The organism is Jeotgalibacillus soli, assembly GCF_000829435.1.
Taxonomy (GTDB): domain Bacteria; phylum Bacillota; class Bacilli; order Bacillales; family Jeotgalibacillaceae; genus Jeotgalibacillus; species Jeotgalibacillus soli.
On record NZ_JXRP01000018.1, the window covers coordinates 458553 to 483693 of the forward strand.

Here is a 25141-nt window from a genome sequence, read left to right on the forward strand (position 1 = left end):
GCATAAGTGAGGTGAAACGCATGCCCGCCACCACGGTGAAAACAGCGATATTAATTAATAAATTCAAAAAACCGATCATCTATAGTGTTTTAATCTTCGTCATGATGATTGTCTTGTCAATCGCAGCCATGATGGGGGCCAATGTTGAATCACCTGAGACACCTCAATCGATCGGAACCATCGAAGGAGATGCGATAGTACCGGAGCATATTGAAAAATGGCGTCCCCTGCTAGAAGAATACACTGAAAAATATGGTGTGGAGCAATACACTGATTTTCTTCTGGCTTTGATGTATCAGGAACTAGGGAGCAGCGACACTTTAGATATTATGCAATCTTCTGAGAGTCTTGGACTGCCACCAAATGCGATACAAGACCCGGTTAAGTCAGTGGATGCTGGTGTTTCTTATTTTAAGCAAGTATTAGAAAGTGGACAAAAAGCAGGTGTAGATTTTTTTACAATTGTTCAGGCGTACAATTTCGGCTCTGGATATATAGGATTCATTTCAATCAATGGAAATCGGCATTCACTCGATTTGGCACAGCAATTTTCAAATGAACAAGCCTCAAAGCTTGGATGGGACCGGTATGGTGATCCAGACTATGTGAACCGCGTTATGAAGAACTTGACTGGTGAAGGGGAGTACATCGAAACCAATCCATTAGGGGAATGGGCATTACCCGTTAGTAATCCTGTGGTTACGTCTCCTTACGGGTTTAGACAAGACCCTGGAACGGGCAGAACTCAATTTCATCAAGGCGTTGATTTTATATGTGATGAAAATGATTCTATTTTTTCGGTTAAACAAGGAGAAGTCCTGGTGGCTGAATGGAATCCATATGGATATGGCAATTTTATTGTGATTCAACATGCGGAGAATGAGTTTTCAGCGTATTCGCATTTAGTTGTACTTGATGTATCAGAAGGACAAAAAGTGGCACAAGGAGAACGTATTGGAGGGTGTGGAAACACAGGATACTCATTCGGCAATCATCTTCATTTCGAACACCGTGTGTTTTATCAAAAAGCGAAAAATCTTGAATATTTTCGAGATCCATCAATCATTTTAGGGCTTTAACGAAGGAAGTGAGGCTATGAAACAATTCACCATCATAGGCGTTCTGGTGTTAGGAAATATTATTTTTGGTCTGTTGTGGGTGGGATCACTAACAACGTCATCAGAAGCTAAGATTTCAGCACCGTCAGAAGAGCAAGAGAAGTTAGCAGAAGAGGCTGACGACACAGCCTTAACATTCACTGAAAATACATTTAAGAGTTTTTATCATTATGATAATGATAACTATCTTACCCGGTTCAATGATCTTGAAGATCGAGCAGAGAAGTCGATAGTAGCAGACTTGAAAAAATTAGCTGCAACTGATGTTCCCGAGATTTCATTTCAAAATAATGTTACCGATATTCAAACGTATGCAGATCCGCGCAGTGACAAGGGTGAAGAAAAGATCTTTGTCATCCTTGATACCACGTATTCCATTGAAGACGGGAATACGTATGAACGATCAGAACTATTGAGCGTGAGTGTTACAAAAAAAGAGGGTCAGTGGATCATATCAGACTACGAAAATGTTGGCGCTATTTATCCAGAGTCAGAAATATAAGGGGATTTTACGATGAAAAGAATGTTGATCTTTACCGGTGTATTTCTTTTTATTAGTTCTCTCGTGATCATCGTCTCGGCCATGCTTCCGATGATTGGTGAAAATAAAGAGAATCTATCTGGAGCGTTCTTTCAAGAAAGCTTCGGTTTGATTGTGACAAATCCATGGGAAACGGTACAAAACCTAATCGAGACCAGAAATCCACTCTTTATCGTGTTAGAAGTAGTCGCTGTGTTTTATTCATTGATTGCTGCGATGAGATGGACCTCTAAAAAAAAGGAAGGTTGGGAAGTGGATAAACGACAGCAAAGCCACGGGTCAGCAAGGTTAGCCAAACCAAATGAGATCTTTACGAATGAAGAGTTTATAGCAGGATCTAGAGAACAGATTTATAAAGAATTGAAAACGAGTCTTTCCATGAAGGAGGACGAAAAATGAAGACCAACGGGATTATTTTAGGTGAAATGGATAAACGATTAATTATTCAGCCGACAAACAGCAAGGCGCCAAATCGTAATCATTTTGTGGTTGGAGGTCCGGGATCTTTTAAAACCCAATCGTATGTTATAACCAATGTCATTAACGAGCGTCAGTGTTCCATTGTGGTCACGGATCCTAAGGGTGAAGTGTATGAAAGTACGGCCGGTATTAAAGAGAGACAGGGTTACGCGGTTCATGTGGTGAACTTTGCGGATATGTCAAAGTCAGATCGTTATAATTCATTTGATTATGTACGCAAAGATCTTGAAGCGTCTACTGTGGCAAATACCATTGTAGCAGCAAAGAATGATCCGAAACGTAAAGACATTTGGTATAACTCTCAATTCTCTCTGTTAAAAGCGCTCATTTTGTATTCGGTTTATGAAATGCCCCCAGAGCAGCGTAACATGTCAGGCGTACTGGATTTCTTGCAGGAGTTTGACCCAGAAGTAGATGAAGATGGTGATTCAGCCCTTGATAACCAGTTTATGAAACTAGATCGCTTGCATCCCGCACGAAGAGCGTATGAGCTTGGATTTAAAAAGTCACAGGAAAAAACGAGAGCGAGCATCATCATTTCATTACTAACCACAATCGGAGATTTTGTAGATGAGGAAGTCGCGAGGTTTTCATCTTTTTCTGATTTCTATCTAGGAGAAGTCGGGATGAGGAAGATTTGTCTTTATGTCATTATTCCCGTAATGGACAGTACATGGGAAGGTCTTATCAATCTCTTTTTCAATCAAATGTTTCGAGAATTATACCGCATTGGATCAAAACATCACGCGAAGCTGCCGCAGCCGGTCGTTTTCATCCTTGATGAATTTCCGAATCTGGGAAAATTCGATGACTATGAAAAATTTTTGGCCACATGCCGAGGATATGGCATCGGCGTTTCCACAATACTTCAAAACATCACGCAGCTGCAGGCCATCTACGGAAGAGAGAAGGCTGAATCCATTTTAGGCAACTGTGCGATCAAGATTTGTTTAGGTAATGTCAATGAAACCACCGCCAAGTACTTCATGGAATTGATGGGAAAAGCGACGGTGAAAGTAGAGACAGAATCAAGCTCTCATTCAAGAGGACAGAGAGACAGTTCCTCTTCGAGTGAAAGTTATAGCTATACGGGACGTGATTTGAAGAACTTAGATGAAATTTTAACAATGAGTACGGAGGAATCCATTGTTGTGATCGCCGGAAAACATCCGGTTATTGCAAAGAAAACCAAACAATTTGAGATTTTTCCGAATGCTGCTGAACTGTTTAAAGTATCGCAGAACGATTATCAAAATTCACCCTCAAAAGAGTCACTCAAAGCCTTTGATAGTCGCGTTCAAGAATTTGATGACAAGCAGCTGCAGAAGCAAGCAACTACCTCAGAAGAGATTAGAGAAGATGAAGATCCTAAAGAAAATGATTTGGAGGACACGAGCAGGAAGGCAGAAGATTTCTTTCAAATGTTTGAGGATGACGACGAGGATGAGGATCAATTAAAAGAAGAGCGTAAAGAACAGGAAAAGGCAGGTGTCTGATATGAAAAAGAGAATCTCAACGGCTTTATTATTTGTCGCTATCACTATCTTGTCTGCTTGTGGTGGCTTTGATGAAGAGAGTGCTGCAAAAGAAAGTCGAGCGAGTCTAGTTGAGTTTTTAAATTCCCACGGTGAACAAGAAGTTCTGCTTGAAGATTCTTCAGATGTACAAGAAGTTGCAGACATTGTATCGGCTGAATTTGAGCCGTATTTCACAGAACAATATATGACGGCTGTTCAGGAGGCTATTATTGCAAATGATGGAGTGAAATCGAAATTCATGGAAACGGAGTTATTTTTTCTTGAAGAGATGTACGAAAATCTTAATGATGATCCAACAGTCGGGTTTTATAATCTATATACAGTAAATTCGGGTCAAGTGGACGAAGAAAATGAAATAGTTACATATGAACTTGAACGAACTGAATCAGGTCTCGGTAACAGTGGTGGTTTAGTCGAAATGGTTGAGGAAGATGGCGACTGGAAAATAAATTCAGTTCAATAAAGAGAGGGAAATTCGATGTTTGACTTTGAAGGAAAGATCCTTGATTTTTTTGAAAGTTCATTCAGAAGTATCTTTGACTCTATCTTTATATTTTTATCTGATATCGTTTTTTCACATGATAAAATGCCGAATTTTTTTATAGATCTATATGGGGTTTTTCTAGTAATTGGCTCGGCAGTTATGTTGGTTTTGGTTTCATTTAAGGTGGTACAAGCAATGATTCAAAATGCGGCTAGTGGAGGATCAAACCAAATTGCATTATCTGATATTGTCGTCAGAACTCTTTTAGCAAGTGCTATGATTCCAATAATGCCATTCATTCTCTTGTTCATTGTAGGGAAGGTTGTTTATCCTTTAGGAGAATATATGTTTAAGTCGATGGGGGAGTCTTCTGCAAAAGGGGTGGTTGATGTATTGAGGGCTAGTGAGTTAGGTGAGTTTTTAGGTTCTCAAATAATGTTGATCATTGTTTTGGGGATTATTACCATCGGAGTTACAGTATTCACAGTGAAAATGTGTATCTACCATGCAGATTTAATATTACTGCAAGTATTATCGGTTTGGGCAGCCATATCTATTATCGCTGATGATAATAACTATGCCTCGGTCTGGTGGCGTGAAGTGCTTTCGCAAGTAACCACTATTGTTGTGCAGGTCGCCATTATGGCTGGGATGGTTCAATTACTATCAAATGACATTACCTGGTGGAGTTTCATGTTGATTATTGGTTTTTCTGTTTTGTTAATTCGAGGACCAAGCGTTACCCGACACATGTGGTATGCTACGGGATCTGGAAAAGCTGCAATAGGTCAAGCAGGGAAGATAGCAACGAGAATAAGCATGTTGCGGGGAGTAACAAGATAGCTTGAAACTCACTGCTTTAAAAACAAATAAAACTTAAATAGTTAGTCATACGGTTCAAGTTTTATTTATGGGACAAAATGTTTAAGGTGGAGGGCATCAGATTTTTCCGAATGATATAAATTCGAAAGATCTTGTATACTTTGTTTGATAATTATAAAATCACGTTGGACATGTAGGATTTTATGTAGGTGATTGAAAGTTTATAGTAGCTCAAACGATTAAAGATGTTGCGGTTGTTGATATGGCTGTAAGCAAGTCTCTTTACCAGTCCATTAAAATTTTTTTCAATTAACCCTTATTGACTTAAATCAATCTTGTGGCTCACTCTGTTCGATAATTTGCACTGATTTAATTGTTATTTTGCACATTCAAATTTAAAAAACCAATTTCTGTTCGGTTTTAGTTAATATACTTTTTGTATTGACTATTACAATTTAGATGTTTCTGGATTAAGGTACTGGATTAACTGATAGGGAATAAAGATACAAGTTCGTTTATACTTTTAAACCACCAATGAAATTATAATTGGTTAACCACCAAAAAACCCCACTATAGATAATTTCTATAGTGGGGTTTGTTATTACTAAAATTTTGTTAATGATAAATGAAGTATCAGCTTTGTTTAGTCATTCTAAAGTGAAAAGAAAAATCTAAATAAAGTAGACATTAAAAGCCTTCTATCGCGGAGGGCTTTTTTTATTTGGAAAAATTGAATTTTTCATTTAAGGGTTCAATGTAAGCTGGTATTTCAATTCCTTTTGCTTCGTATGCATAATAATACGACCTAAAGTCTTCGGTTTTTCCAATTCGTATACAATTATAAAATAAATATATTATAATATTACTAACAAATAACAATAGTATGGGGCGATCATTGTATGTTTTACCATGTTTTAATAAGAGCAAAAGCTGAAGGTAAATATAAAGAGATGTTTGAACTAGATATAAAAAACGAGGATGAAGTTTTAGAAGATATAGTAATTCCTTACCTTCAAGATGAAGAATTCCTATTCGATGGGTATTTTATCAAACGAGATAAGATCGAAAGGATTGAGATTAAACTTACTGAGGAACCCTCTAAAGTGCTTTCAGAGTACGAAAATAATAACATGCCTTCGGATTTAATTATGTATGTTAGTAAAGAAGATGTAGTAGGCTATGAAAGGCATTCAAAAGATATTACAAAAAATTTACTATCCAGTGCCGCAAAAGAGCTACAGACTAGCAAAAAAGAAAATAACAAAGTCGAGAACTTCATTGATAGATCAAAGGTATTTATTGTTCATGGTCACGATGAATTAGCTGAAGGAAAAGTAGCCAGATTTGTTGAAAAATTAGGGTTGGAAGCTATCATTTTACATGAACAAGCTAACCGAGGACAAACTATCATTGAAAAAATTGAAAGGTACTCTAATGTTGGGTTCGGAATTGTTTTATATACTCCGTGTGATGTAGGAGCAAAAAAAGAAGAAGAACCTCAATTGCAACCTAGAGCTAGACAAAATGTAGTTTTTGAACATGGATTTTTAATGGGAAAAATCGGAAGAAGTAATGTATGTGCATTAGTAAAAGGTGGAGTAGAAACTCCGAATGATATCTCGGGGGTAGTTTATATAACAATGGATCAAAATGATTCTTGGAAAAGTAAACTAGCTAAAGAAATGAGAGAGTCTGGATATAATATTGATATGAATAAAATATAAATATTTAAACTCGAACCTTTATCTTTTTCAGGATAGAGGTTCTTTTCTGTTCTTTCTAAGTAGACCCTGTGCGAACATTTGTAAGTGTAGTACTATCAAGGTGATAAAGTGTTCATTCAGAGTTGTTCAATCGTAAAGGAGAGATATTATGAAAATTGGCTATGCTCGTGTAAGCTCCGTCGATCAAAATTTAGATAGACAGATGAAAGGCCTCAAATCGGATCAAAAAGCCCGGTCCTCTGAATGGGTCTCACTGTCATCCTGCGGTTCTCAGCCCTACGGCCTCTAAGCAACAAATTTTACCTTAAAGTAAGGGTTTACATTGAAACGAAGATACGGTATTATGTATTCAACAAGTAAAGAGATTCGATTGAAGATTGTTACTGATGATGCAGGCAAGACTTCAACAAAAAATGGGACGCTAGTTCTTTTCTTTGTTGAAGTCTTGTCTTTTTTATGTCTTTTTATGGAGGGACTTACATGGTGATAAAACAGGTTATCAATAATAATATTGCCATAAGTGTAGATTCCCAGGGGGATGAGGTCATCCTAATTGGAAAGGGTTTAGCGTTTAATAAAAAGAAAGGGGATGAGATTGATCATCAAAAAGTTGAAAAACGTTTCTATTTAGAGGATCAGGGATTGTATACAAAATTCAAAAAACTTTTGCGGGAAGTTTCCATTGAAGAGATTAATATATCGGATGATATCATTAGTCTAGCGAGAAGACGGTTAAAGAAAGAGTTAAATGAGAGTATTTATATATCATTGCCAGATCATATTAGTTTAGCGGTGACACGTGCAAAGGATGGACTAAATGTCAAAAACGGGTTGCTGTGGGAAATAAAAAAATTGTATAAAGAAGAGTATTTAATTGCTCAAGAAGCTATTCAATTAATAAACGAAAAGTTTAACGTTGAACTTGGCGATGATGAAGCCGGATTTATAGCTTTTCACTTCGTTAATGCCCAATTAAACAGCGGTATAAACACGGTTACTAAAATAACGCAATTTATAAAAGAAATTCTTTCAATTATTACTTATCAGCTTAATACTGCTGTTGATGAAGATTCCCTGCCAGGTTTTCGATTTTTAACCCATTTAAAGTTTTTTGCAAACAGAATTTTTTCTCAAGAAACAAACGAGAATTCAGAAGATCCATTTTTATATGAAATCGTAAAAGAAAGATACTCACAAGCCTTTACTATTGCGCAATCGGTAAAGCAGCATATCCGTAATCAATACTCGTATGAAGTGTCCGATATGGAGGTAACCTATTTAACAATTCATATTCAGCGTTTGTTAGATAGGAAAAACTAGATAATTTTATTCAACCTTGTTACTCTTCGGGAGGCTAGACTTGGATTAAACCTAAAACGTGTTTTAAGACAATGTTTTTTAGGTTCAATTCAAGTCTTTTTATTTTTACGTAGATATATTTTGTAATTGAAAATTAAATAAAGGAGAAATAATGATGAATAATAAAGAACTAGGTGAAAAAATAATTGATTTAGTAGGTGGAGAAAAGAATGTCAATTCTCTCATTCATTGTGCAACACGTCTAAGATTTAATCTAAAAAATTTCGATAAAGCGAACAAAAGTGCATTGTCCGATATTCCTGATGTCTTAACTGTAGTCGAAAAAGGAGGACAACTTCAAGTTGTCATTGGAAACAAAGTAGGAAAAGTTCATACAGAAATTATGAAATCCCACAATATTTCTTCCGGAAGTGAACAAGACGGGAAGAATAGCGAAAAAAAGGCTGGTTTAATGGCCAACGTATTTGAATACATCTCAGGTACTTTTACACCTTTAATACCAGCATTGGCTGGTGCTGGTATGATCAAGGCGCTACTCGCAGTTTTAACAATCCTTAATTGGATTAATGTAGAGGGATCAACCTATGCTGTGTTAAATGGTGCTTCAAGTGGTCTATTTTATTTCTTGCCTATTTTTGTAGGTGTTTCGGCTGCTAGAAAATTAGGGGCTAATCCCTATGTTGCTGGTGTCATTGCGGCAGGTTTATTAGATCCGAATTTCACCGCTTTAATAGAAAGCACTGGGGACACAACTTTTATGGGAATACCATTAATCGCCGCAAGTTACTCAACAACTGTATTCCCTATCCTTATAGCGATGGCGGTTTATGCTCCATTAGAAAGATGGCTGAAACGAATTTCACCAGACACTATCCAACTGTTTTTTGTATCAATGATTAGTATTCTAGTTATGGTACCCCTTACTGCCTTAGTATTCGGTCCATTTGGGGAATATATTAGCTCCGGGATTGGAAGCGCAGTTGCCTTTATGCTAGATACTTCTGCAATTCTCTCAGGTATTTTAATTGCACTAGCTTGGCCAATCATAGTTATACTCGGTGTTCATTGGGGTATTTTCCCAATTATTCTTGATAACATGTCCCGTGGTGGAGATATGATCAAACCAATTACTGCAGCTGCAGTTTTTGCTCAAATAGGTATTGCATTCGGAATCTTTCTTCGTGCAAGAAAAAACAAAGAATTACGTTCTTTAACTTTCGCAGCAACTACGTCAGGATTGTTAGCCGGAGTAACGGAGCCAATTTTATATGGTTTAATTCTACGCTACAAAAGATTGATCCCACTCACGCTTATTTCTGGTGCGATTGGTGGAGCAATGATTGCAGTATTTGATGTAAAGATTTCTACGTTTGTATTTAACAGTATATTTACGATACCAAATTATACGCCAACACTTGGATATGTAATCGGAATTGGATCATCATTTCTTGCAGCAACTGTGTTAGCGTTCATTTTTGGAACAGAAGGAAAAAAAATAAAGTCTGAAGATGAAAATGCTGTTAATGCTCAGGAAGAAAATCCAAGCATAGAATCTGTAAAATTTGATATTCAGTCCCCTCTGAAGGGGGAATTAATCCCGCTGGAAGAGATTGATGATCCAGTATTTTCAAATGCTTCTATGGGTAAAGGTGTAGGAATTGAACCTATCGAAGGAGTTGTTTACTCTCCATTCAATGGGAAGGTAGTTACTTTATTCCCAACAAAGCATGCAATTGGGTTAGTTAGTGAGGATGGTGTTGAAGTACTGATTCATATTGGTATCGACACTGTTCAGTTAGAAGGTAAACATTTTGAAGCACATGTCGCTACAGATGCGATTGTGAAAAAAGGCGATAAATTAATTACTTTTGATATTCAAGCTATTCAGGATGAAGGGTATAAAACAACCACACCTATTATCATCACAAATACGAAAGACTACTTAGACGCTATACCAATGAACCCTAAACAGATAAATGCGGGAGAGCACGTATTAACAATTTTAAGATAAATTTTAAAAGATTAATAAATTTCGGAGGTAATCAAAATGAATAAAACCAAATCATTCCCAAAGGATTTCTTATGGGGAGGGGCAATTGCTGCGAACCAGGCAGAAGGTGCGTATTTAGAAGATGGCAAGGGGCTATCCACTGCTGACTTGATGCCATATGGTCTTATGAAAGGTATTCAAGAAAATAGTACAGATTTAAACCTTTATCATGAAGCAGTGGATTTTTATCATCATTATAAAGAAGATATAGCCATGTTTGCTGAAATGGGATTTAAGGTATTCCGCACATCGATCGCATGGAGCAGAATTTTTCCAAAAGGTGACGAATTGATTCCGAATGAAAAAGGACTAGAATTCTACGACAATCTTTTCGACGAATTATTAACATATGGAATTGAACCTATTGTAACGATCTCCCACTTCGAAACACCATGGCATCTAGTAAAAGAAAATGGTGGCTGGAAAAACCGTAAGACAATCGATCATTATATTCGTTACTGTGAAACAATCTTTACCCGTTATAAAGATAAAGTTAAATACTGGATAGGGTTTAATGAAATCAACAATATTCATACGATCCCAACAGCAGGCGGTGGCATTCTAATTGAAGAAAATGAAAATCGTCTTCAAGCCATCTATCAAGCAAGCCATCATATGTTTGTTGCAAGTGCATTAGCAACGAAATTATGCCAGGAAATCATCACTGATGCTAAGATGGGGGCAATGTTATCACTAAGCGGGGTTTATCCAAACACATGCCACCCTGATGATGTATTTGAAACGTACGAACTTAGAAGACGTTCCTTATTTTTTAGCGATGTTCTTCTTCGAGGTACGTATCCAAGCTATATTAATCGGATTTGGGATAAACACGGTGTACAGGTAAAAATGGAGGGAAATGACCTGGAATTAATCAAAAAACACACTGCTGATTATCTGGGTTTTAGTTATTACCGATCAACTACACATAAAGCAGGGACACCAATCCTGGGGCATACAGGTGGAATTACCGGAACTCCAAATCCATTTTTGGAATCTACTTCATGGGGCTGGCAAATTGATTCAAAAGGTCTTCGTTATGTATGTAATGAACTGTATGACCGTTATCAAAAGCCACTATTCATCATAGAAAACGGAATGGGGACAAATGATGAAATAGTAAATGGAGAAATCAATGACGACTATCGAATTGACTATATAAAAGTTCATCTTAAAGAAATGAAAGAAGCTATTGATGATGGCGTTGAACTAATGGGTTACACCTATTGGGGACCGATAGACATTGTGAGTGCTGGGACTGGAGAGTTAAAAAAGCGCTATGGGTTTATTTATGTTGACCGAGATAATGAAGGTAAAGGAACATTTAAGCGCTTGAAGAAGAAAAGTTTTAATTGGTACAAAAAGGTGATCGAGACAAATGGAGCAGATTTGGAGTAAAAGAAGCATTTTAACTCAAGGAAGTAACAATGACAGAAACTACTGCTGAAGATGGTGAAGCAATAATTGAAGTTGAAGAAGATGTAAAAGTAATCGAAGAAGAATTTCATCTTGATATGGCAGATTCTGAAGTAGCAGCTGCGATTCATGCTATGTCTCATCAAAAAGTAATCTCTGAGGACGATGAAAAATGGGGACCCAAAATACCATTGACTCAAGAGCGAGTAGAAAGATTGCTTGAAGTGGTTAAAGCTCGTCAACATGATGCTAATTTTGAGAATGAAGAAACTTATTTTGAAATTTTGAATCGGTGGGCAAAAGGAGACTTCTCTCAGGTGGCACGAGACCATAATAATATTTGGTACAGCCAAAATGGAAACATTGGATACGCTACTGGAGTTATGCCTGTTGAAGAAGAAATGGAATACATCAGAGTAAATTTCAATGTGAATGATTAAAAGAAAAAAGTGCGCTGCAAATGCAGTGCACTTTTATTTTGATTTTAATTTGTAATTTATTTTTACCATCTCATTAAAATGCCTTAATGCTTTTTTTAATCCATAGTAACTATAGATATTCCTGATACTGTCGGCTAAAAATATATTAGCTAAGCTAATTTGAAATTCACTGCTATCTGTATGGCTAAGTACTGCTAATTCTCCTTCATTAACTTTAATTCTTTTCATTACATCCTGAGCATGAACTTCATCAGAAAACCTTCTATAAAAGATATGGTATTCAGGTTCCATATCAAACCTCTTACATAATTCCAAAAAATTCCTTGTTTTATTATCTAAGTTGTACCATTCGTGTCCTTCTCTTCTAAGCTCAAAGACATCTTTAAATTCAGTTGTTAATTCTTTTATTTTTTTTTCAGGGTCAAAGCCACTTTCTGTTTTAACACTCTGCAAATCAGTTGCCATTAATTCAAGGATTCTCTTTCCAATGTCATCTTCAGCAATAATTGTATTTAATATTTTTAATTCTTTAATTTTATTGGCCGCATAATAAGACCTTCCTAAAATCCTATTATCTTCTGATAATAACAATTTTAGATATATAGTATTTTCCATCATACCCCTAGACATGGAGTCAATTCCTGCATCCATTTTATTTTCAATCAAAAGTTGCAAAGATTGCCCTTTTTTAAATAAATCTTCAAAAATACCTAAAGTAATGGCATCTTCGATATTGAACTCTTTACTTTTTGCTTCATAACATTGTGTTATTACAGTTTCCAAAACTTTATCCGCTTCTCTTAAAAGCATTTTTAACATTTTCAAGAGGATTCCTCATTTCTTAACCCTAAATAAACGAGGAGCTTTTTTGCTTCCTCTTATACTTGAGATTCTTCTATAACTATAAGCCACTTTAGTTTGAATTATCCACTACAAAAAAAGTCAGTATGTAAGTTAGCTACCTCTAACTAATATACTGACTTCCAAATTATCATTGATTTTGAATAAGTTTTAAATATTTTTTATTTATTTTTTTAGCAAAATTTTGAACATCGTTATCACTATGGTTACTAAATTCATTAATGGTTTCTTTGATTAAACCATTATCTATATCTTTTTCATTAATTCTCTCATTTATAATTTTTAATAGTGCTTCTTCAGCATCCATTACTATAAATCTATTTTTGTGTTTGCTGAGATTTTTAATATGTTTTAAAAACCAATTTGTATTACTTTTATTTTCTGCAAAAAATATTAAAGCAAATCCAATTTCACTAATAGTCCCATTTTTAAAAGCTTTGTCTCCTTCTTCGTATGTGAACTCAGTTTTATCCTCTTCGAAAATCATATCAGGTGCCAAGTAAATATTTTGCCCATCATTATATAGTTTGTCTTGAAATTCATCAAAACTCTTTGCTATTATTTCGTCTTGGCCTGTTTCTACATCATAATAAATCACTTTTGGTTCATCAGATGTATCAATTTCTCGGTAATCTAAGGCAACACCCGAAGGTCCTGCTGTATATAAGATAACTAAATTTTTAGGCATTTCCCACTCTTTTATATAGTAATCACTCTGTAATATTCCCTCATTCTTATTGATACCTATCCCAAAAATGTAATCAATAGCAATATGATCTGCATCATCAAAAAAACTGACTGGATACTTGTTAAAATTTAAATAGCCACCATTTTGAGTTTCCATAAGATCTTTATAAGATTTTGGTAAAATAACTTTCAAATCATTTTCAACTTGTGAAATTATTGAATTATTTAATTCCTCTAATTCGTAAGCGTCTAAAGCACTGGATTTAAACAAGTTTTTTTTTTTTCCAAAGTGAGATCAACTCCTATATTTTATTAAACTAATTGTACTACCAATTAAATCAATACGTAAATTGCAATATTAAATGCAACACCTTATTTGGTCATAGTGATAACCTCCGTTGTGTAGCTTTGGTGGACTAGGCCACCAAAGCTACACAACGGTCGAACATTTCCGTCGGTGTCTCGTAGTCCAGTGTATATTTCCAATGAATAATTGATCGGGGAATAGTGTTGTTCCATATTTGATGAAAATTTTAAAATATATTTGAAATTTCATTCTTTGACGAGTTTCTTCTATTATATATACCTATTTAGGTAATGTCCTTTCGTACTCCCGAACCAACTTATAAAAAGTGGTTTTCTTAATGTCCAATTCCTCCATGGCTTTGACTGCCGTAAGCACTCCAGACTTCCAACGATCATAGACCAATTTAAACTCTTCTGTAATCACTGCCTTCGGTCTTCCAAAAGCAATCCCATTTTTCAAAGCCATATCAATTCCTTCACGCTGCCTTTTTCGAATGCGTTCTCGTTCCTCTTCAGCCATCCAGGAAAGAATCTGTAAAACAAGATCAGCAATGAACGTTCCCAAACTATCTTTGTATTGAGTTGTATCGAGCAACGGCATATCCATCACGACGATATCGGCCTGAATATTTTTTGTTAGATCATTCCACTCCTGGAGTATCTCTTCTTTATTCCGACCAAATCGATCAAGTGAATGAATATAAAGAATGTCCCCTTTTCGGATGATTCTTTTTAGCAGCTGATAATGAGCGCGTTCGAAATTTTTACCACTTTGTTTATCCATAAAGATGTCTCGTTCATTAATCCCCATTTTTTTCATTGCTTCAAGTTGACGACCTTCATTTTGATCTTTGCTGCTGACTCGTATGTATCCAAATCTTTTATTATCCATTTATTTACTCCTTGCTTTGGTTTCCTTTCTTTTATTCTACCAAAAACGTTCGTAAAAGTATGTGTAAAAAGTTGAACGTTCGTAAATAATTTTAATAGTTTTACGAACTTAGAAAACAGATTAATACGAATAAAATTGAAGTGTTCGTAAAAGTACACTTTTACGAACACTTCAGTATGAGAGCCAACTATAGCGTCATGCCAAGAAAAAGCAGCATAAAGTTTCAAATAAAACTGTAAGTGCCACATGGAATTTGGAACAACAAATTGAAAAGCTTACACCGATAAGCTCAGGCAAGCCGTTTCTTATCATATAAAGGAAGGCATAACGATGAAGAAATGACAAAGACGATTAGGCTGGAGCTGGCATTTCATACGGCAATGAAAGAGCCAAAAAGAGATGTGGTGATACAGATTTTATATAGAACTCAAGGTGATGCAATGTCTGTATTTAAAGCTGGATTGCTAGTATATAAAGAAGAAGATCCGGCGCTAAACCTGAATGACCATTTTGTCACCGAAAGCGAATTTGACGAAATTCAAATAGGCATGAGCGCGGCTGCTATGAAAGCCAGTATAAAAGCAGGCTGGCACAACGGTGAGCAGGTTTAAAAAATGAGGCAAGAAAAGACCATAATGCAAAATAGATACATTTTAGATGAAAGACCCTTCCGAAAGGTCGTCATGTGTCAGGGTAACAGCTTACACTTGATTAGGGGAAAAAATACTTAAAACAAGCATTTTTTAAGTGTTTGTTTCAGGTGTTTTTTTGTTCAATTGACAAATTATTCAACAGTAAAAACAAATTTATATTTTCAAAAAGAAAGCGTTGACATTGGTTTTTATCCATGATAATGTTTAACTATCAACTGAATAACAACTCCATTTTAGGATTGTTACTGGTTAAGCAGGCAAAACCTAAATCATAGAACGTATCAGAAGCCTATTTATGTCTTTCTGTCGTTGCATGATTTAGGTTTTTTTAATTTCATATGAAAAACAGGATTGTGACTGTTCGGCAGGCAAAACCTGGATTGATCTGAAGGCAGAAGTGTGCGCACCCTTTCTGTGTTGAGATCAGTCCGGGTTTTTTCTTTTAGCAAAACCAAAATGAAGGAGTGAAGACATGATGAGTTACACTAAACTTGCAAGCGATATCATCAAGAATGTCGGAGGTGAACAAAACATCTCCAGCCTTGTACACTGTGCCACAAGACTACGGTTTAAATTAAAAGACCGGAAAAAAGCGAATAAAGATGTTTTGCAAGACATGAACGGTATTCTTAGCGTCGTAGAAAGCGGCGGGCAATTTCAAGTCGTCATCGGAAACCATGTCAACGATGTCCATAAAGAAATTATGAATCAAGTAAATCTAGGTGACACGTCAGATTCTTCAAATGAAAGCAGCGAAAAAGTAGGCATCCTTTCCAAAGTGTTTGAAGTTGTTTCAGGAAGTTTTTCTCCATTGCTTGGCGCACTTGCAGGCGCTGGTATGTTAAAAGCGTTGCTAACCGTTTTAACAATATTTGGCTGGATGTCGGCAGAAAGCGGCACGTATTTCGTTCTTTCAGCAGCTGGAAACGCTGTTTTCTACTTCCTGCCAATTTTCCTTGGCATCACAGTAGCTATTAAACTTGGCGCAAATCCATATATCGGAGGCACGATCGGGGCGGCTTTGCTGGAACCGAATCTAACATCGTTAGCAACAGCTGAAGGTACACAGTCATTTTTAGGTATTCCGCTTGTTTTAATGAACTATTCTTCTACTGTTTTCCCAGTTTTTATCGCTGTATTGATTTATTCAATGTTAGAAAGATTTTTGAAAAAAGTCATTTACAAAGATGTTCAAATGTTTTTAGTTCCAATGATTTCATTAATGGTCATTGTGCCATTAACCGTTCTCGCTTTTGGTCCATTCGGTGTTTATGTTGGTAATGCAATTGGCGACTCTGTTCTTTTCCTTGGCGAGAAAAGCGGTATTTTAACAGGAGCTGTTATGGGAGCCGGCTGGACATTCTTAACGATTTTCGGCCTACACTGGGGACTAGTCCCAATTATGATAGGGAATTTTGCGAACGGCGGAGATCCGCTAGGGCCGATGTTGGCGGCAGCTCCTTTTGCCCAAATCGGTGTAGCGCTGGCTATTTTCTTTAAGGCAAAAGACAAGCAGCTAAAAGCGCTTGCTGGTTCAACCGTCATGCCAGGCGCTTTAGCGGGTGTAACGGAGCCGATTATTTACGGTTTCACCGATGGCTCTTTATATGATCGGCATTTTCACAGCGTTTGTTCTTGCTTTCGGCTTAACATATCTCTTCGGATTTGAAGATAAAAAGCAAAAAGAAGCGGCTGAAGAGTCATCTCCAACAAAAGAAGCGGCGCCGATGGTCCGCAAAACAATGATTTCAAGCCCGCTAAACGGTGAAGTAAAACCGCTTAACTCTGTTAATGACCAAGTGTTTGCATCCGGTGCTCTTGGCAAAGGGGTAGCCATTGAACCTGTATCCGGGCAGGTGTATTCACCGGTAAGCGGCAAAGTAATGACGCTGTTTCCAACAGGTCATGCAATCGGCCTTTTATCAGATGACGGCGTAGAGGTGCTTATTCATATTGGCATTGACACGGTTCAGTTAAATGGTGAGTACTTTTCTCCAAAAGTAAAGCAAGGCGATCAAGTAAGTAAAGGTGATCTGCTTGTTGAGTTTGATGTTAAAAAAATTCAAGAAGCAGGCTACCAAACAATAACACCTGTCATTATCACAAATACAAACGATTATCTTGATGTACTTGAAACCGAAAAACCGACAATTAACCAAAATGATGACCTTCTGACGATCATTGCGTAAAAACAATTAAAACGAAAAGCGTAACAAGGAATTTTTCTGGGACGCTTTTCGTTTATACCATTTAAAGGAGTCATGTTGAAATGACAAAACAAGTATTTCCTGAAGATTTTTTATGGGGCGGCGCAGTAGCGGCCAATCAAGTAGAAGGGGCTTATTTAGAAGGCGGCAAAGGATTATCTACCGTAGACCTTCTCCCTTCCGGCCCAAATCGAATGTCTTTAATGAAAGGGCGTGTTGATTCACTCGTTCCTGATCCAAATGAGTTTTATCCTTCCCATGAAGCCATTGATTTTTATCATCGATACAAAGAAGATACTGCCTTATTTGCAGAAATGGGCTTTAAAGCGCTTCGGGTATCGATCGCCTGGGCACAGATTTTCCCCAATGGAAATGACGAAACACCGAATGAAGAAGGTCTTCAGTTTTACGATGACCTATTCGATGAGTTATTGAAAAACGGCATTCAGCCCGTTGTTACAATTGCCCATTTCGATGTGCCCGTTCATTTGGTTGAACAATACGGAAGCTGGAGAAGCCGTGAACTTGTCAGCTTTTTCGAAACATATGCCAAGACGCTTTTTGTTCGCTACAAAAACAAAGTGAAATACTGGATGACATTCAACGAAATTAATATGCTGTTGCATTTGCCGTTTATCGGAGCCGGCCTCGTGTTTAAAGAAGGCGAAAATAAAAAGCAGATCCAATATCAGGCTGCCCATCCACATTCAACATAGCTGCACTGCTAAAATTAATATTTTAGCATAGTGAGAATTTACTTTTTTCACTTTCTTCCATCTATGCTCAGTTATCCACATTTATAAAAATACCTTTCTTGATTGTACATGCAAAACTGGACGATATAAAAATATAGTAACTTATAATATTTTGTGATATAAAAGACTTGGGTCTTTAGTTTGGTAAATGTCGGATGTTTTTGTAGAAACCGGGCTTGTAAGAAGAGATAAGAACATTTTGGAGGGGTTAGGTTGAAAAAGGGAATAAGTTTAAAATATCAGTTAATGCTGTTTATTTTTGTGATTTTAGCAACTGTTTTAACCGTTATGTTTTTGATTGCCTACGACAGCGCGAAAGATGAGATTATCGATCTTGGGGAAGAAATGTTCACCAATGTGAATAAAGATGTAATCGGCACTGCGGATTTGTTAAATGAACGAGTAGAAGCAGGCGACATGACGTTAGAAGAGGCACAGGAAACATTCAGAACATATGTAAATGGCCCGAAAATGCCTGACGGGTCCAGGGATATTACCCAGACCAAAATGTCTCAGAATGACTATATGTTTTTCTGGGCTTTTCAGGAAGACGGCGTAATGACGATGCACCCCGCCCCTACGGAAGGCCAAAACCTTTGGGATTATCAAGTAGATGGGAAATATACGGTCCGGGATACCTGGGCAAACCGGGAAAAGACGGGCGGCATTTATAGAGAAATATGGCAGAATGAAGGAGAGCCTATTTACACTTACATCAGCCATTTGGAATACTACGAGCCGTGGGGCTGGATCATCGGTGCCGGAGGGCGGGAAGAAGTTTTGTATGAAAGAAGAATGGACGGCCTGCAGAGGGAGTTTTTGATTACCGCCATTCTGTCACTGATTGGTGCACTGGCTGCTTCTTATTTCTTTGCCGGGCTCATCTCTAAAAAGATAAACAAGCTTCGTTTTGCGATTGAAAAAGCAAGCGAAGGGGATTTAACACAGTCTGTCCAGATCGATTTTAAAGACGAATTTGGCCATTTGGCTGATAATTACAACAGCATGACAGATAATCTGCGGCAGATTGTCCGGCAGGTGTCGGATGCTTCCCAGCAGGTAGCGGCGACGTCCGAACAGCTAACGGCAAATGCAGAACTGACAAGCAAATCCAGCGAACAAATTGCGGAGACGCTTGACAGCGTGGCAGCAGGTACAGAAAAGCAGCTGCAAAGTATAGAAGACACGGTTCAGGCAGCGGAGGGTGTCGCCCGCGGTGGGGGACAGATTGAAGAAAATATGGAGAAGGCATCTACTCTAGCCGTCCAGACTTCCCAAAAAGCGGCGGAAGGGGACGAATCCCTGAAAAAAGCGGTACATCAGATGAATTCCATCAATAAAACCGTTGGAGGACTGGCGGATGCCGTAAAGGTGCTGGGTGAAAATTCGAAGGAAATTGGGCAGATTGTCCAGGTTATCACTGACATTTCCGAGCAGACAAACTTATTGGCCTTAAATGCGGCCATTGAAGCGGCAAGGGCAGGAGAATCCGGAAAAGGATTTGCGGTTGTCGCAGATGAAGTCCGAAAGCTTGCGGAACAGTCTGCAAAATCCGCCGAACAAATTAAACAGCTGATCAATGTCATTCAGGCGGAAACAAACAAAACCATCAATTCAACACAGCACGCCACAGCCGAAGTATCAGAAGGCATTCAGGTTGTCGGCCAGGCCGGTGAATCATTCCAGCACATTCAAGAAAGCATCGGGGAAGTGTCTGTCCAGTTTGAGCAGGTCCTCGCGGCCGTAAAGAAAGTGTCTCCTGAAACGGAAAAAATGGTTCATTCAATTAGCCTTGTGTCAGAAATAGCTGAAGGAACAGCGGCCAGCACCCAGACCGTTTCAGCATCTACGGAAGACCAGGTTGCTTCCATGCAGGAAATCACGGCTTCAGCAGCGGCTCTTTCCAAAATGTCTGAAGAGCTGCATAACCTGGTAGGAAAGTTTAAAATTTAAAGCTTAATCCACCAGCTATCCAGGCACTGCTTCTTGTAGCAGGGAAGGAAAAATTAGACAAGAGCATTCCTCAAGAACAAGAACCCTCAGTACGCGTACACTGAGGGTTCTTTTAATAAACACGACACGAGGGAGTGTTTATTTTAAAACAAAAGCGGCATTTTTATCCAGTCATACTTTTGTGAAAAGTACATGTCAGACGATACTCTTTATTTTGCAAAAGAAAAACAATAAGAAAAGGGCTGCACACCGGATCATCCCGCAGCCCATTACGCTGCTTTTTTAAAAGGAATTCTTACACGATAATAAACGGTGAATGTAGAAAGTTTAATTCAACTTATATAATAGAAAAACTTTTTGATTTTAAGATAGTCTAAATTGCTAGGAAAGTAAAAAATTAAAAAAGCGCATAAAAATGAAGAGTAAAAACTCATACTTTTTCTCATAGTACTTTTTGTTTTGGCTCATTCTTATTTAAAATGAAATCCGAAAACGTTGATTTAAAGCCATTTTTTAATTTAATTTCTTCCTATTTTATAGGCGGCATGATGTAATCAAATCTAAAATAAAAGGCTATGTTAGTTCGCGTCAGGACAAACAAAAAGAAACTAAAAAGCCTTGATATGTAGTGCGGATGCGTACTTTCTTCCGCACTACATATCAAGGTCAGTAAGCGAAAGCGCTGTAGATACTATACGACCTATAGACGTGTGGACTGATGAAAAAACTGGCTTTCCGAGGTCGGCCTTTATCTTTATTTTGTCACTTTGTAGAAGAACTGTTTCCAACCATCTAAAGTTTTTTCAAGCTTTATGCCCCCCCAATTAACTCAGACCTTTTGACTGCAGTTCCAGCCGGAGTATAGGAAACAGCTCTCAACAACGATTTTGATCCATGCTTATTACGAATCGCATCCATGACATAACCCAATTCAATTTCTTTCGCTTTTCTTTCATTAAATAAATCGAGTTGCATGTTGGTGTCTTTTTCGATATTGGAGAGCGTAATGCTGATTTGTCGGACAGTTTTATTCGTATAGAATTCTTTAAAAAGGAGTAAGCATACGTTATAAATTTCTCTTGTAATGTTTGTTGGCGTCTCCAAGCTTTTTTCTCTTGAAAAGCCACCCCCAAGTTCCTCTTTACTATAGCCAATTCCAAGGCTAATCGTTCGTCCAGCTTTGCGTGCATCACGAGCGCGCTTGGCCACATCTTCACACATTTCGAGGATGACGCGTTTAACTTCTTCAGGATCTTTATAATCACGCATAAGTATTTGGCTTTAGCCATGCTGGTGAAGCAGGCGAAGGGTGGTCTAGTCCCCTCGTTCTGACATTGATTATTATTGGTGTAATTGCACTTATCTTGTTTGTATTCCGAAAAAATAATGATCAGCCGTTACTAAACTTACGTGTATTCAAATACCAGATGTTCGTATATGTCAAGGGGTTGACCTATAAAGGGGAATGACATATAATTTTTTGTAAGGGCTTACATAAAAGTTTAAAAGTGTAGATATTGGAATTTAATAGAATAAAGAATTAGAAATTATAAGTATATATATTTGAAATTTTTTTAGAAAAGTATGTCATGCGGTTGACATAAAACTTTAGATGAAATGCGTTCTAAATTTAAGTGAAAATAAAAATGATTTTGTAGACGGTATCAAAGGGGGTGATGGAAAAGTTTTATTTTTGAATTTATTTTTCTAAAAGCTTTAATGATAGGTATAGCTGAATGCAAATTTTTAAGAAAAGGTGATAGTGTGAATCAAATAATTATGAAGTCTTTAATCCATGTATTAACTGTTTTTATCCTAATGATTCTATTATTCATCCCATCATTAGGAACTGTAAGCGCTACATCTCTGCCTATTAAAGTGAAAAATGAAGGTATTATCCATCATTGGACGTTCAATCAAAGTGAAGGTAATACAGTAAAGGATGAAGTGACAGGCGAGAATCAAAAAGTTGAATATGTTTTTTCAAATGCTAAATATAAACCTTCCTCTGATCCATTATGGAGAAAAGGTGTATTAGAAAACGGACTTCTTTTTGATGGATATTCTACCTATATTGAACAGGAGGCAACCCAATCAATACAGCCTAGTGAAGCACTTACAATTGAAGCCTGGGTTGCACCTCGTTCTTATGAATGGGGAGATCTTGGACAATTATCTGCTATTGTTAATCAGCATAATAAGGCTCGAGGTGAAGGGTATATTTTAGGAATGGGCAGACATGGAAAATGGTCATTTCAAGCTGGGTTAAATGGTGAATGGAAAGAGGTATGGGCAGAAGAAGATAAAGTACTAGAAAAAGATAAGTGGTCATATATTGTTGCAACATTTGATCAGAAAGCAAAAAAAATGAGAATCTTTTTAAACGGTGAGTTAGCAGGTGAGGTTAATACACCTGAAAATGCAACAATAACAGCCTCTGATGAGAATTTATTAATAGGAAAGCACAACACAGCTGCAGTATTAGGACCATTTACGGCTAATATGTTTAACGGAATGATAGATGAATTAAAAATCTATAACAAAGCGTTAACTGCCAAAGAAATAAAAATGAACTATGACCAAATAATTGACAATCAAGAGAATAATCAACTACCAAGACCGGATTTATCTTTTGACCGAAGTGTATATGATGGAGATCGTTATCGACCTCAATACCATTTTCTTTCTCCAGGTCATTGGATGAATGAGCCACATGCACCTTTTGAGTATAATGGAAAATATCATATTTTCTATCAGCATAATCCACAGGGACCATATTGGCACCAAATTCATTGGGGTCACGCAGTTAGTGAAGATATGGTTCATTGGGAGGATGCTCCTGTTGCTTTAGCTCCATCAGGGGTATCACCAGACGGTGTCTGGTCAGGCGCTGCACACTTCGATAAAAATGGAGAACCTGTATTGTTTTTCACAGCTGGAGATGATAGTAAAACACCAAATCAAATGACTGGCCTAGCAACACCAACTGATGTAACAGATCCGATGTTAGAGGATTGGAAGATGCTGTCTAATCCTGTTACTGTTCAAGCTCCTGATCTACCAGCGGAGGAAGGAAAGGTCATGTTCGGTCAATTCCGTGATCCGTTTGTATGGAAAGATGGAGATACATGGTATCAAATTGTTGGTTCTGGTATTGAAAATATTGGTGGAACCGCATTACTTTATACCTCAAAGGATTTGGAAAATTGGAAATATGAAGGACCATTCTTTGTAGGGGATTCAAAAGCATACCCTAAGACAGGCGATGTGTGGGAATTACCGGTGCTGCTACCACTTGGAGAAGATGAAAATGGAGAACAAAAATATGCATTTTTCATTAATCCTTGGTTTAAGAGCTATAGTGAACATAATGTGAAGTATGTATTCCATTGGGTTGGTTCGTGGGATAAAGAAAACAACAAATTTATTCCAGATCATGAGGAACCTAAACTATTTGACTATGGTGTACATTTTACTGGCCCAAGTGGAATGATCGATGAAAGCGGACGCTCTATATTATTTAGTATTGCGCAAGATCGTAGAACAGAACAGCAGCACTATGATGCTGGATGGGCTCATAATGCAGGCTTACCTTTAGAATTGTCTTTACTAGAAAATGGAGAGCTTGGTATCGAACCAATTAAAGAATTAGAAAGTTTACGCGGAGAAAAGTTAATTAATATAAAAAATAAATCACTTAAAAAAGCGAATAAGTTACTAGCTGATGTCAAAGGTGATATGTTAGAAATAGTTCTTGAGATTAAAGTGAAATCGGATGAAAAGTATGGAATAAATGTACGTCAATCAGACGATTCATCTGAAAAAATCAGCCTATATTTTGATGAAGCATCTGAAAAATTTGGAGTAGATGCAACAAAAATGAGCTTAGATCCTGATATTGCAAAAACAAGCAGTGAAGGTGAACTTACTCTCGATGGAGAAAATCTAAAGCTTCATATCTACTTAGATCGATCAATGATTGAAGCCTATGCCAATGGGAAAAAGAGTATAACAACTAGAGCATATCCTACGAGAGCAGATTCTCTAGGTATTGAGCTATGGAGCCAAAGTGGAAAAGCGAAGATTGTGTCTATGGAAGTATTTGAAATGGGTTCAGCATATAGTGAAAATCTTGAACTAGCTTATTATGAAGAGGAATCTCCAAAAAAAGAAATACCACATAGTGAGTTATTAAATCATGATTTCCAATCTGGTGACTTAACCGGTTGGACAGTTTTAGAAGGAAATGCCTTCACAGACGATCATGTTACGAATAAAAATGATTGGGGCTGGGGTGGTCCATTCGGACAGGCGACAACATCAATAGACCCGAGCCGATATCATCTATGGGGCTTTCATCCAGATCATGGGGGAGATGATGCAACAGGTGTGATCAAATCCGAAAACTTTATTTTGGGGGGAGATGGTCAGATTGACTTTTTAACCTCAGGAGGTGCTGATGACAAGCTTTTATACATTGCACTTGTAGACGCAAAAACAAATGATATTTTAATGAAAGCTACTGGTCATAATGGTGAAGCATATCGTCGTGTCTTTTGGGACGCATCAGAATATATTGGGAAAGAACTCTATATTCAAGTTGTTGATAAGCGCACAGGTGGATGGGGCCATATTAATCTAGATGACGTAAATGTGCCAGTCCATTTAGAGAAAAAATCAAATAGAGAAAAAATCAAAAATAAAAACTTATAAGTAATGAAGTTGATACCTTTCTGGTCTTGTCAGAAAGGTATGTTTTTTAAATACAGAAGAACAGGGGGAACAAGAAGCCATTACTAAGTGTACTATTAATTTAAGATGTTTTTGTATTTGCAAATTTTTTTCATGTGAAAACTTTGTTACCCTCTCGTAAATAATTATGGTAAGATTATGA

General features: G+C 37.2%; 19 protein-coding genes and 2 pseudogenes. 17 read left to right on the forward strand and 4 right to left on the reverse strand.

The features are described from left to right. Positions 1-35 precede the first annotated feature (35 nt). From KP78_RS18705 to KP78_RS12725, 11 genes are all read left to right on the forward strand, one after another. The gene (locus tag KP78_RS18705; protein ID WP_235420921.1) at positions 36-1079 is read left to right on the forward strand and encodes a lysozyme family protein; all 1044 of its coding nucleotides are present in this window, start codon (positions 36-38) and stop codon (positions 1077-1079) included. A 16-nt stretch (positions 1080-1095) separates the two neighbouring features. Next, a complete protein-coding gene (locus tag KP78_RS12680) occupies positions 1096-1620 on the forward strand; it encodes a hypothetical protein (RefSeq protein ID WP_041089450.1) in 525 nt (174 codons plus the stop codon). Between the two features lie 12 nt (positions 1621-1632). Next, positions 1633-2058 (forward strand): hypothetical protein, encoded by a 426-nt coding sequence (locus tag KP78_RS12685; RefSeq protein WP_041089452.1) that lies wholly within the window; start codon positions 1633-1635, stop codon positions 2056-2058. Next, the gene (locus KP78_RS12690; protein ID WP_041089454.1) at positions 2055-3635 is read left to right on the forward strand and encodes a VirD4-like conjugal transfer protein, CD1115 family; all 1581 of its coding nucleotides are present in this window, start codon (positions 2055-2057) and stop codon (positions 3633-3635) included. The genes KP78_RS12685 and KP78_RS12690 overlap by 4 nt, the downstream gene beginning before the upstream one ends. A 1-nt stretch (position 3636) precedes the next feature. Further along, positions 3637-4140 carry a hypothetical protein gene (locus KP78_RS12695; RefSeq protein ID WP_041089457.1) on the forward strand — a complete coding sequence of 168 codons (504 nt, stop codon included), beginning with the start codon at positions 3637-3639 and terminating at the stop codon, positions 4138-4140. Between the two features lie 15 nt (positions 4141-4155). After that, on the forward strand, positions 4156-5004 hold the full coding sequence (locus KP78_RS12700) for a conjugal transfer protein TrbL family protein (protein ID WP_041089459.1): 849 nt from the start codon (positions 4156-4158) through the stop codon (positions 5002-5004). Between the two features lie 878 nt (positions 5005-5882). Then, positions 5883-6707, forward strand: a complete 825-nt coding sequence (locus KP78_RS12705; protein ID WP_041089461.1) for a TIR domain-containing protein — start codon at positions 5883-5885, stop codon at positions 6705-6707. 480 nt (positions 6708-7187) lie between these two features. Continuing rightward, entirely contained in the window at positions 7188-8027 is an 840-nt protein-coding gene (gene licT / locus KP78_RS12710) for a BglG family transcription antiterminator LicT (RefSeq protein WP_041089467.1), read from the forward strand. A 154-nt stretch (positions 8028-8181) separates the two neighbouring features. Continuing rightward, on the forward strand, positions 8182-10038 hold the full coding sequence (locus KP78_RS12715) for a beta-glucoside-specific PTS transporter subunit IIABC (RefSeq protein ID WP_041089469.1): 1857 nt from the start codon (positions 8182-8184) through the stop codon (positions 10036-10038). 36 nt (positions 10039-10074) lie between these two features. Next, positions 10075-11475: a glycoside hydrolase family 1 protein gene (locus tag KP78_RS12720; RefSeq protein ID WP_041089470.1), complete on the forward strand. Its 1401-nt coding sequence runs from the start codon at positions 10075-10077 to the stop codon at positions 11473-11475. Between the two features lie 29 nt (positions 11476-11504). Further along, positions 11505-11933 (forward strand): DUF6241 domain-containing protein, encoded by a 429-nt coding sequence (locus KP78_RS12725; RefSeq protein WP_052474799.1) that lies wholly within the window; start codon positions 11505-11507, stop codon positions 11931-11933. 33 nt (positions 11934-11966) lie between these two features. Here KP78_RS12725 and KP78_RS12730 read toward each other — a convergent pair whose 3' ends face one another. The 3 genes from KP78_RS12730 to KP78_RS12740 form a co-directional block, all read right to left on the reverse strand. Next, on the reverse strand, positions 11967-12752 hold the full coding sequence (locus KP78_RS12730; protein WP_235420947.1) for a DUF5677 domain-containing protein: 786 nt from the start codon (positions 12750-12752) through the stop codon (positions 11967-11969). Positions 12753-12924: 172 nt separating this feature from the next. Next, positions 12925-13752, reverse strand: a complete 828-nt coding sequence (locus KP78_RS18710) for an SMI1/KNR4 family protein (RefSeq protein ID WP_052474800.1) — start codon at positions 13750-13752, stop codon at positions 12925-12927. A gap of 315 nt (positions 13753-14067) precedes the next feature. Then, positions 14068-14679 (reverse strand): recombinase family protein, encoded by a 612-nt coding sequence (locus tag KP78_RS12740; protein ID WP_041089474.1) that lies wholly within the window; start codon positions 14677-14679, stop codon positions 14068-14070. 338 nt (positions 14680-15017) lie between these two features. On the opposite strand from KP78_RS12740, the gene KP78_RS12745 reads away from it, so the two are divergent. The 5 genes and pseudogenes from KP78_RS12745 to KP78_RS12760 all read left to right on the forward strand — a co-directional run bounded on the left by KP78_RS12745 (position 15018) and on the right by KP78_RS12760 (position 20247). Beyond that, positions 15018-15290, forward strand: a complete 273-nt coding sequence (locus tag KP78_RS12745; RefSeq protein ID WP_041089477.1) for a hypothetical protein — start codon at positions 15018-15020, stop codon at positions 15288-15290. A 517-nt stretch (positions 15291-15807) separates the two neighbouring features. Then, the gene (locus KP78_RS12750; RefSeq protein ID WP_422723706.1) at positions 15808-17001 is read left to right on the forward strand and encodes a PTS transporter subunit EIIC; all 1194 of its coding nucleotides are present in this window, start codon (positions 15808-15810) and stop codon (positions 16999-17001) included. Continuing rightward, positions 16928-17521, forward strand: coding sequence for a PTS sugar transporter subunit IIA (locus KP78_RS21230; RefSeq protein WP_422723707.1), 594 nt, complete (start codon positions 16928-16930; stop codon positions 17519-17521). Before KP78_RS12750 ends, KP78_RS21230 begins: the two co-directional genes overlap by 74 nt. 80 nt (positions 17522-17601) lie before the next feature. Continuing rightward, positions 17602-18240 (forward strand): annotated as a pseudogene (locus KP78_RS12755) (family 1 glycosylhydrolase); the annotation flags it as partial. Between the two features lie 267 nt (positions 18241-18507). Then, positions 18508-20247 (forward strand): methyl-accepting chemotaxis protein, encoded by a 1740-nt coding sequence (locus tag KP78_RS12760; protein ID WP_041089479.1) that lies wholly within the window; start codon positions 18508-18510, stop codon positions 20245-20247. Between the two features lie 810 nt (positions 20248-21057). Here KP78_RS12760 and KP78_RS12765 read toward each other — a convergent pair. Continuing rightward, positions 21058-21528: pseudogene (locus KP78_RS12765) on the reverse strand (DinB/UmuC family translesion DNA polymerase); the annotation flags it as partial. 483 nt (positions 21529-22011) lie between these two features. Between KP78_RS12765 and KP78_RS12770 the strand changes: the two are divergent. Further along, positions 22012-24960, forward strand: coding sequence for a GH32 C-terminal domain-containing protein (locus KP78_RS12770; protein WP_235420922.1), 2949 nt, complete (start codon positions 22012-22014; stop codon positions 24958-24960). Positions 24961-25141 lie beyond the last annotated feature (181 nt).

Bases quoted from the DNA above. Each gene is read 5' to 3' on its own strand.
- KP78_RS12700 (WP_041089459.1), top strand. From the start codon at position 4,156: ATGTTTGACTTTGAAGGAAAGATCCTTGATTTTTTTGAAAGTTCATTC.
- licT (WP_041089467.1), top strand. From the start codon at position 7,188: ATGGTGATAAAACAGGTTATCAATAATAATATTGCCATAAGTGTAGAT.
- KP78_RS12685 (WP_041089452.1), top strand. From the start codon at position 1,633: ATGAAAAGAATGTTGATCTTTACCGGTGTATTTCTTTTTATTAGTTCT.
- KP78_RS12750 (WP_422723706.1), top strand. From the start codon at position 15,808: ATGAGTTACACTAAACTTGCAAGCGATATCATCAAGAATGTCGGAGGT.
- KP78_RS12725 (WP_052474799.1), top strand. From the start codon at position 11,505: ATGACAGAAACTACTGCTGAAGATGGTGAAGCAATAATTGAAGTTGAA.
- KP78_RS12730 (WP_235420947.1), bottom strand. From the start codon at position 12,752: ATGTTAAAAATGCTTTTAAGAGAAGCGGATAAAGTTTTGGAAACTGTA.
- KP78_RS12680 (WP_041089450.1), top strand. From the start codon at position 1,096: ATGAAACAATTCACCATCATAGGCGTTCTGGTGTTAGGAAATATTATT.
- KP78_RS12715 (WP_041089469.1), top strand. From the start codon at position 8,182: ATGAATAATAAAGAACTAGGTGAAAAAATAATTGATTTAGTAGGTGGA.
- KP78_RS12745 (WP_041089477.1), top strand. From the start codon at position 15,018: ATGACAAAGACGATTAGGCTGGAGCTGGCATTTCATACGGCAATGAAA.
- KP78_RS12690 (WP_041089454.1), top strand. From the start codon at position 2,055: ATGAAGACCAACGGGATTATTTTAGGTGAAATGGATAAACGATTAATT.
- KP78_RS12695 (WP_041089457.1), top strand. From the start codon at position 3,637: ATGAAAAAGAGAATCTCAACGGCTTTATTATTTGTCGCTATCACTATC.
- KP78_RS12720 (WP_041089470.1), top strand. From the start codon at position 10,075: ATGAATAAAACCAAATCATTCCCAAAGGATTTCTTATGGGGAGGGGCA.
- KP78_RS21230 (WP_422723707.1), top strand. From the start codon at position 16,928: ATGGCTCTTTATATGATCGGCATTTTCACAGCGTTTGTTCTTGCTTTC.
- KP78_RS12740 (WP_041089474.1), bottom strand. From the start codon at position 14,679: ATGGATAATAAAAGATTTGGATACATACGAGTCAGCAGCAAAGATCAA.
- KP78_RS12705 (WP_041089461.1), top strand. From the start codon at position 5,883: ATGTTTTACCATGTTTTAATAAGAGCAAAAGCTGAAGGTAAATATAAA.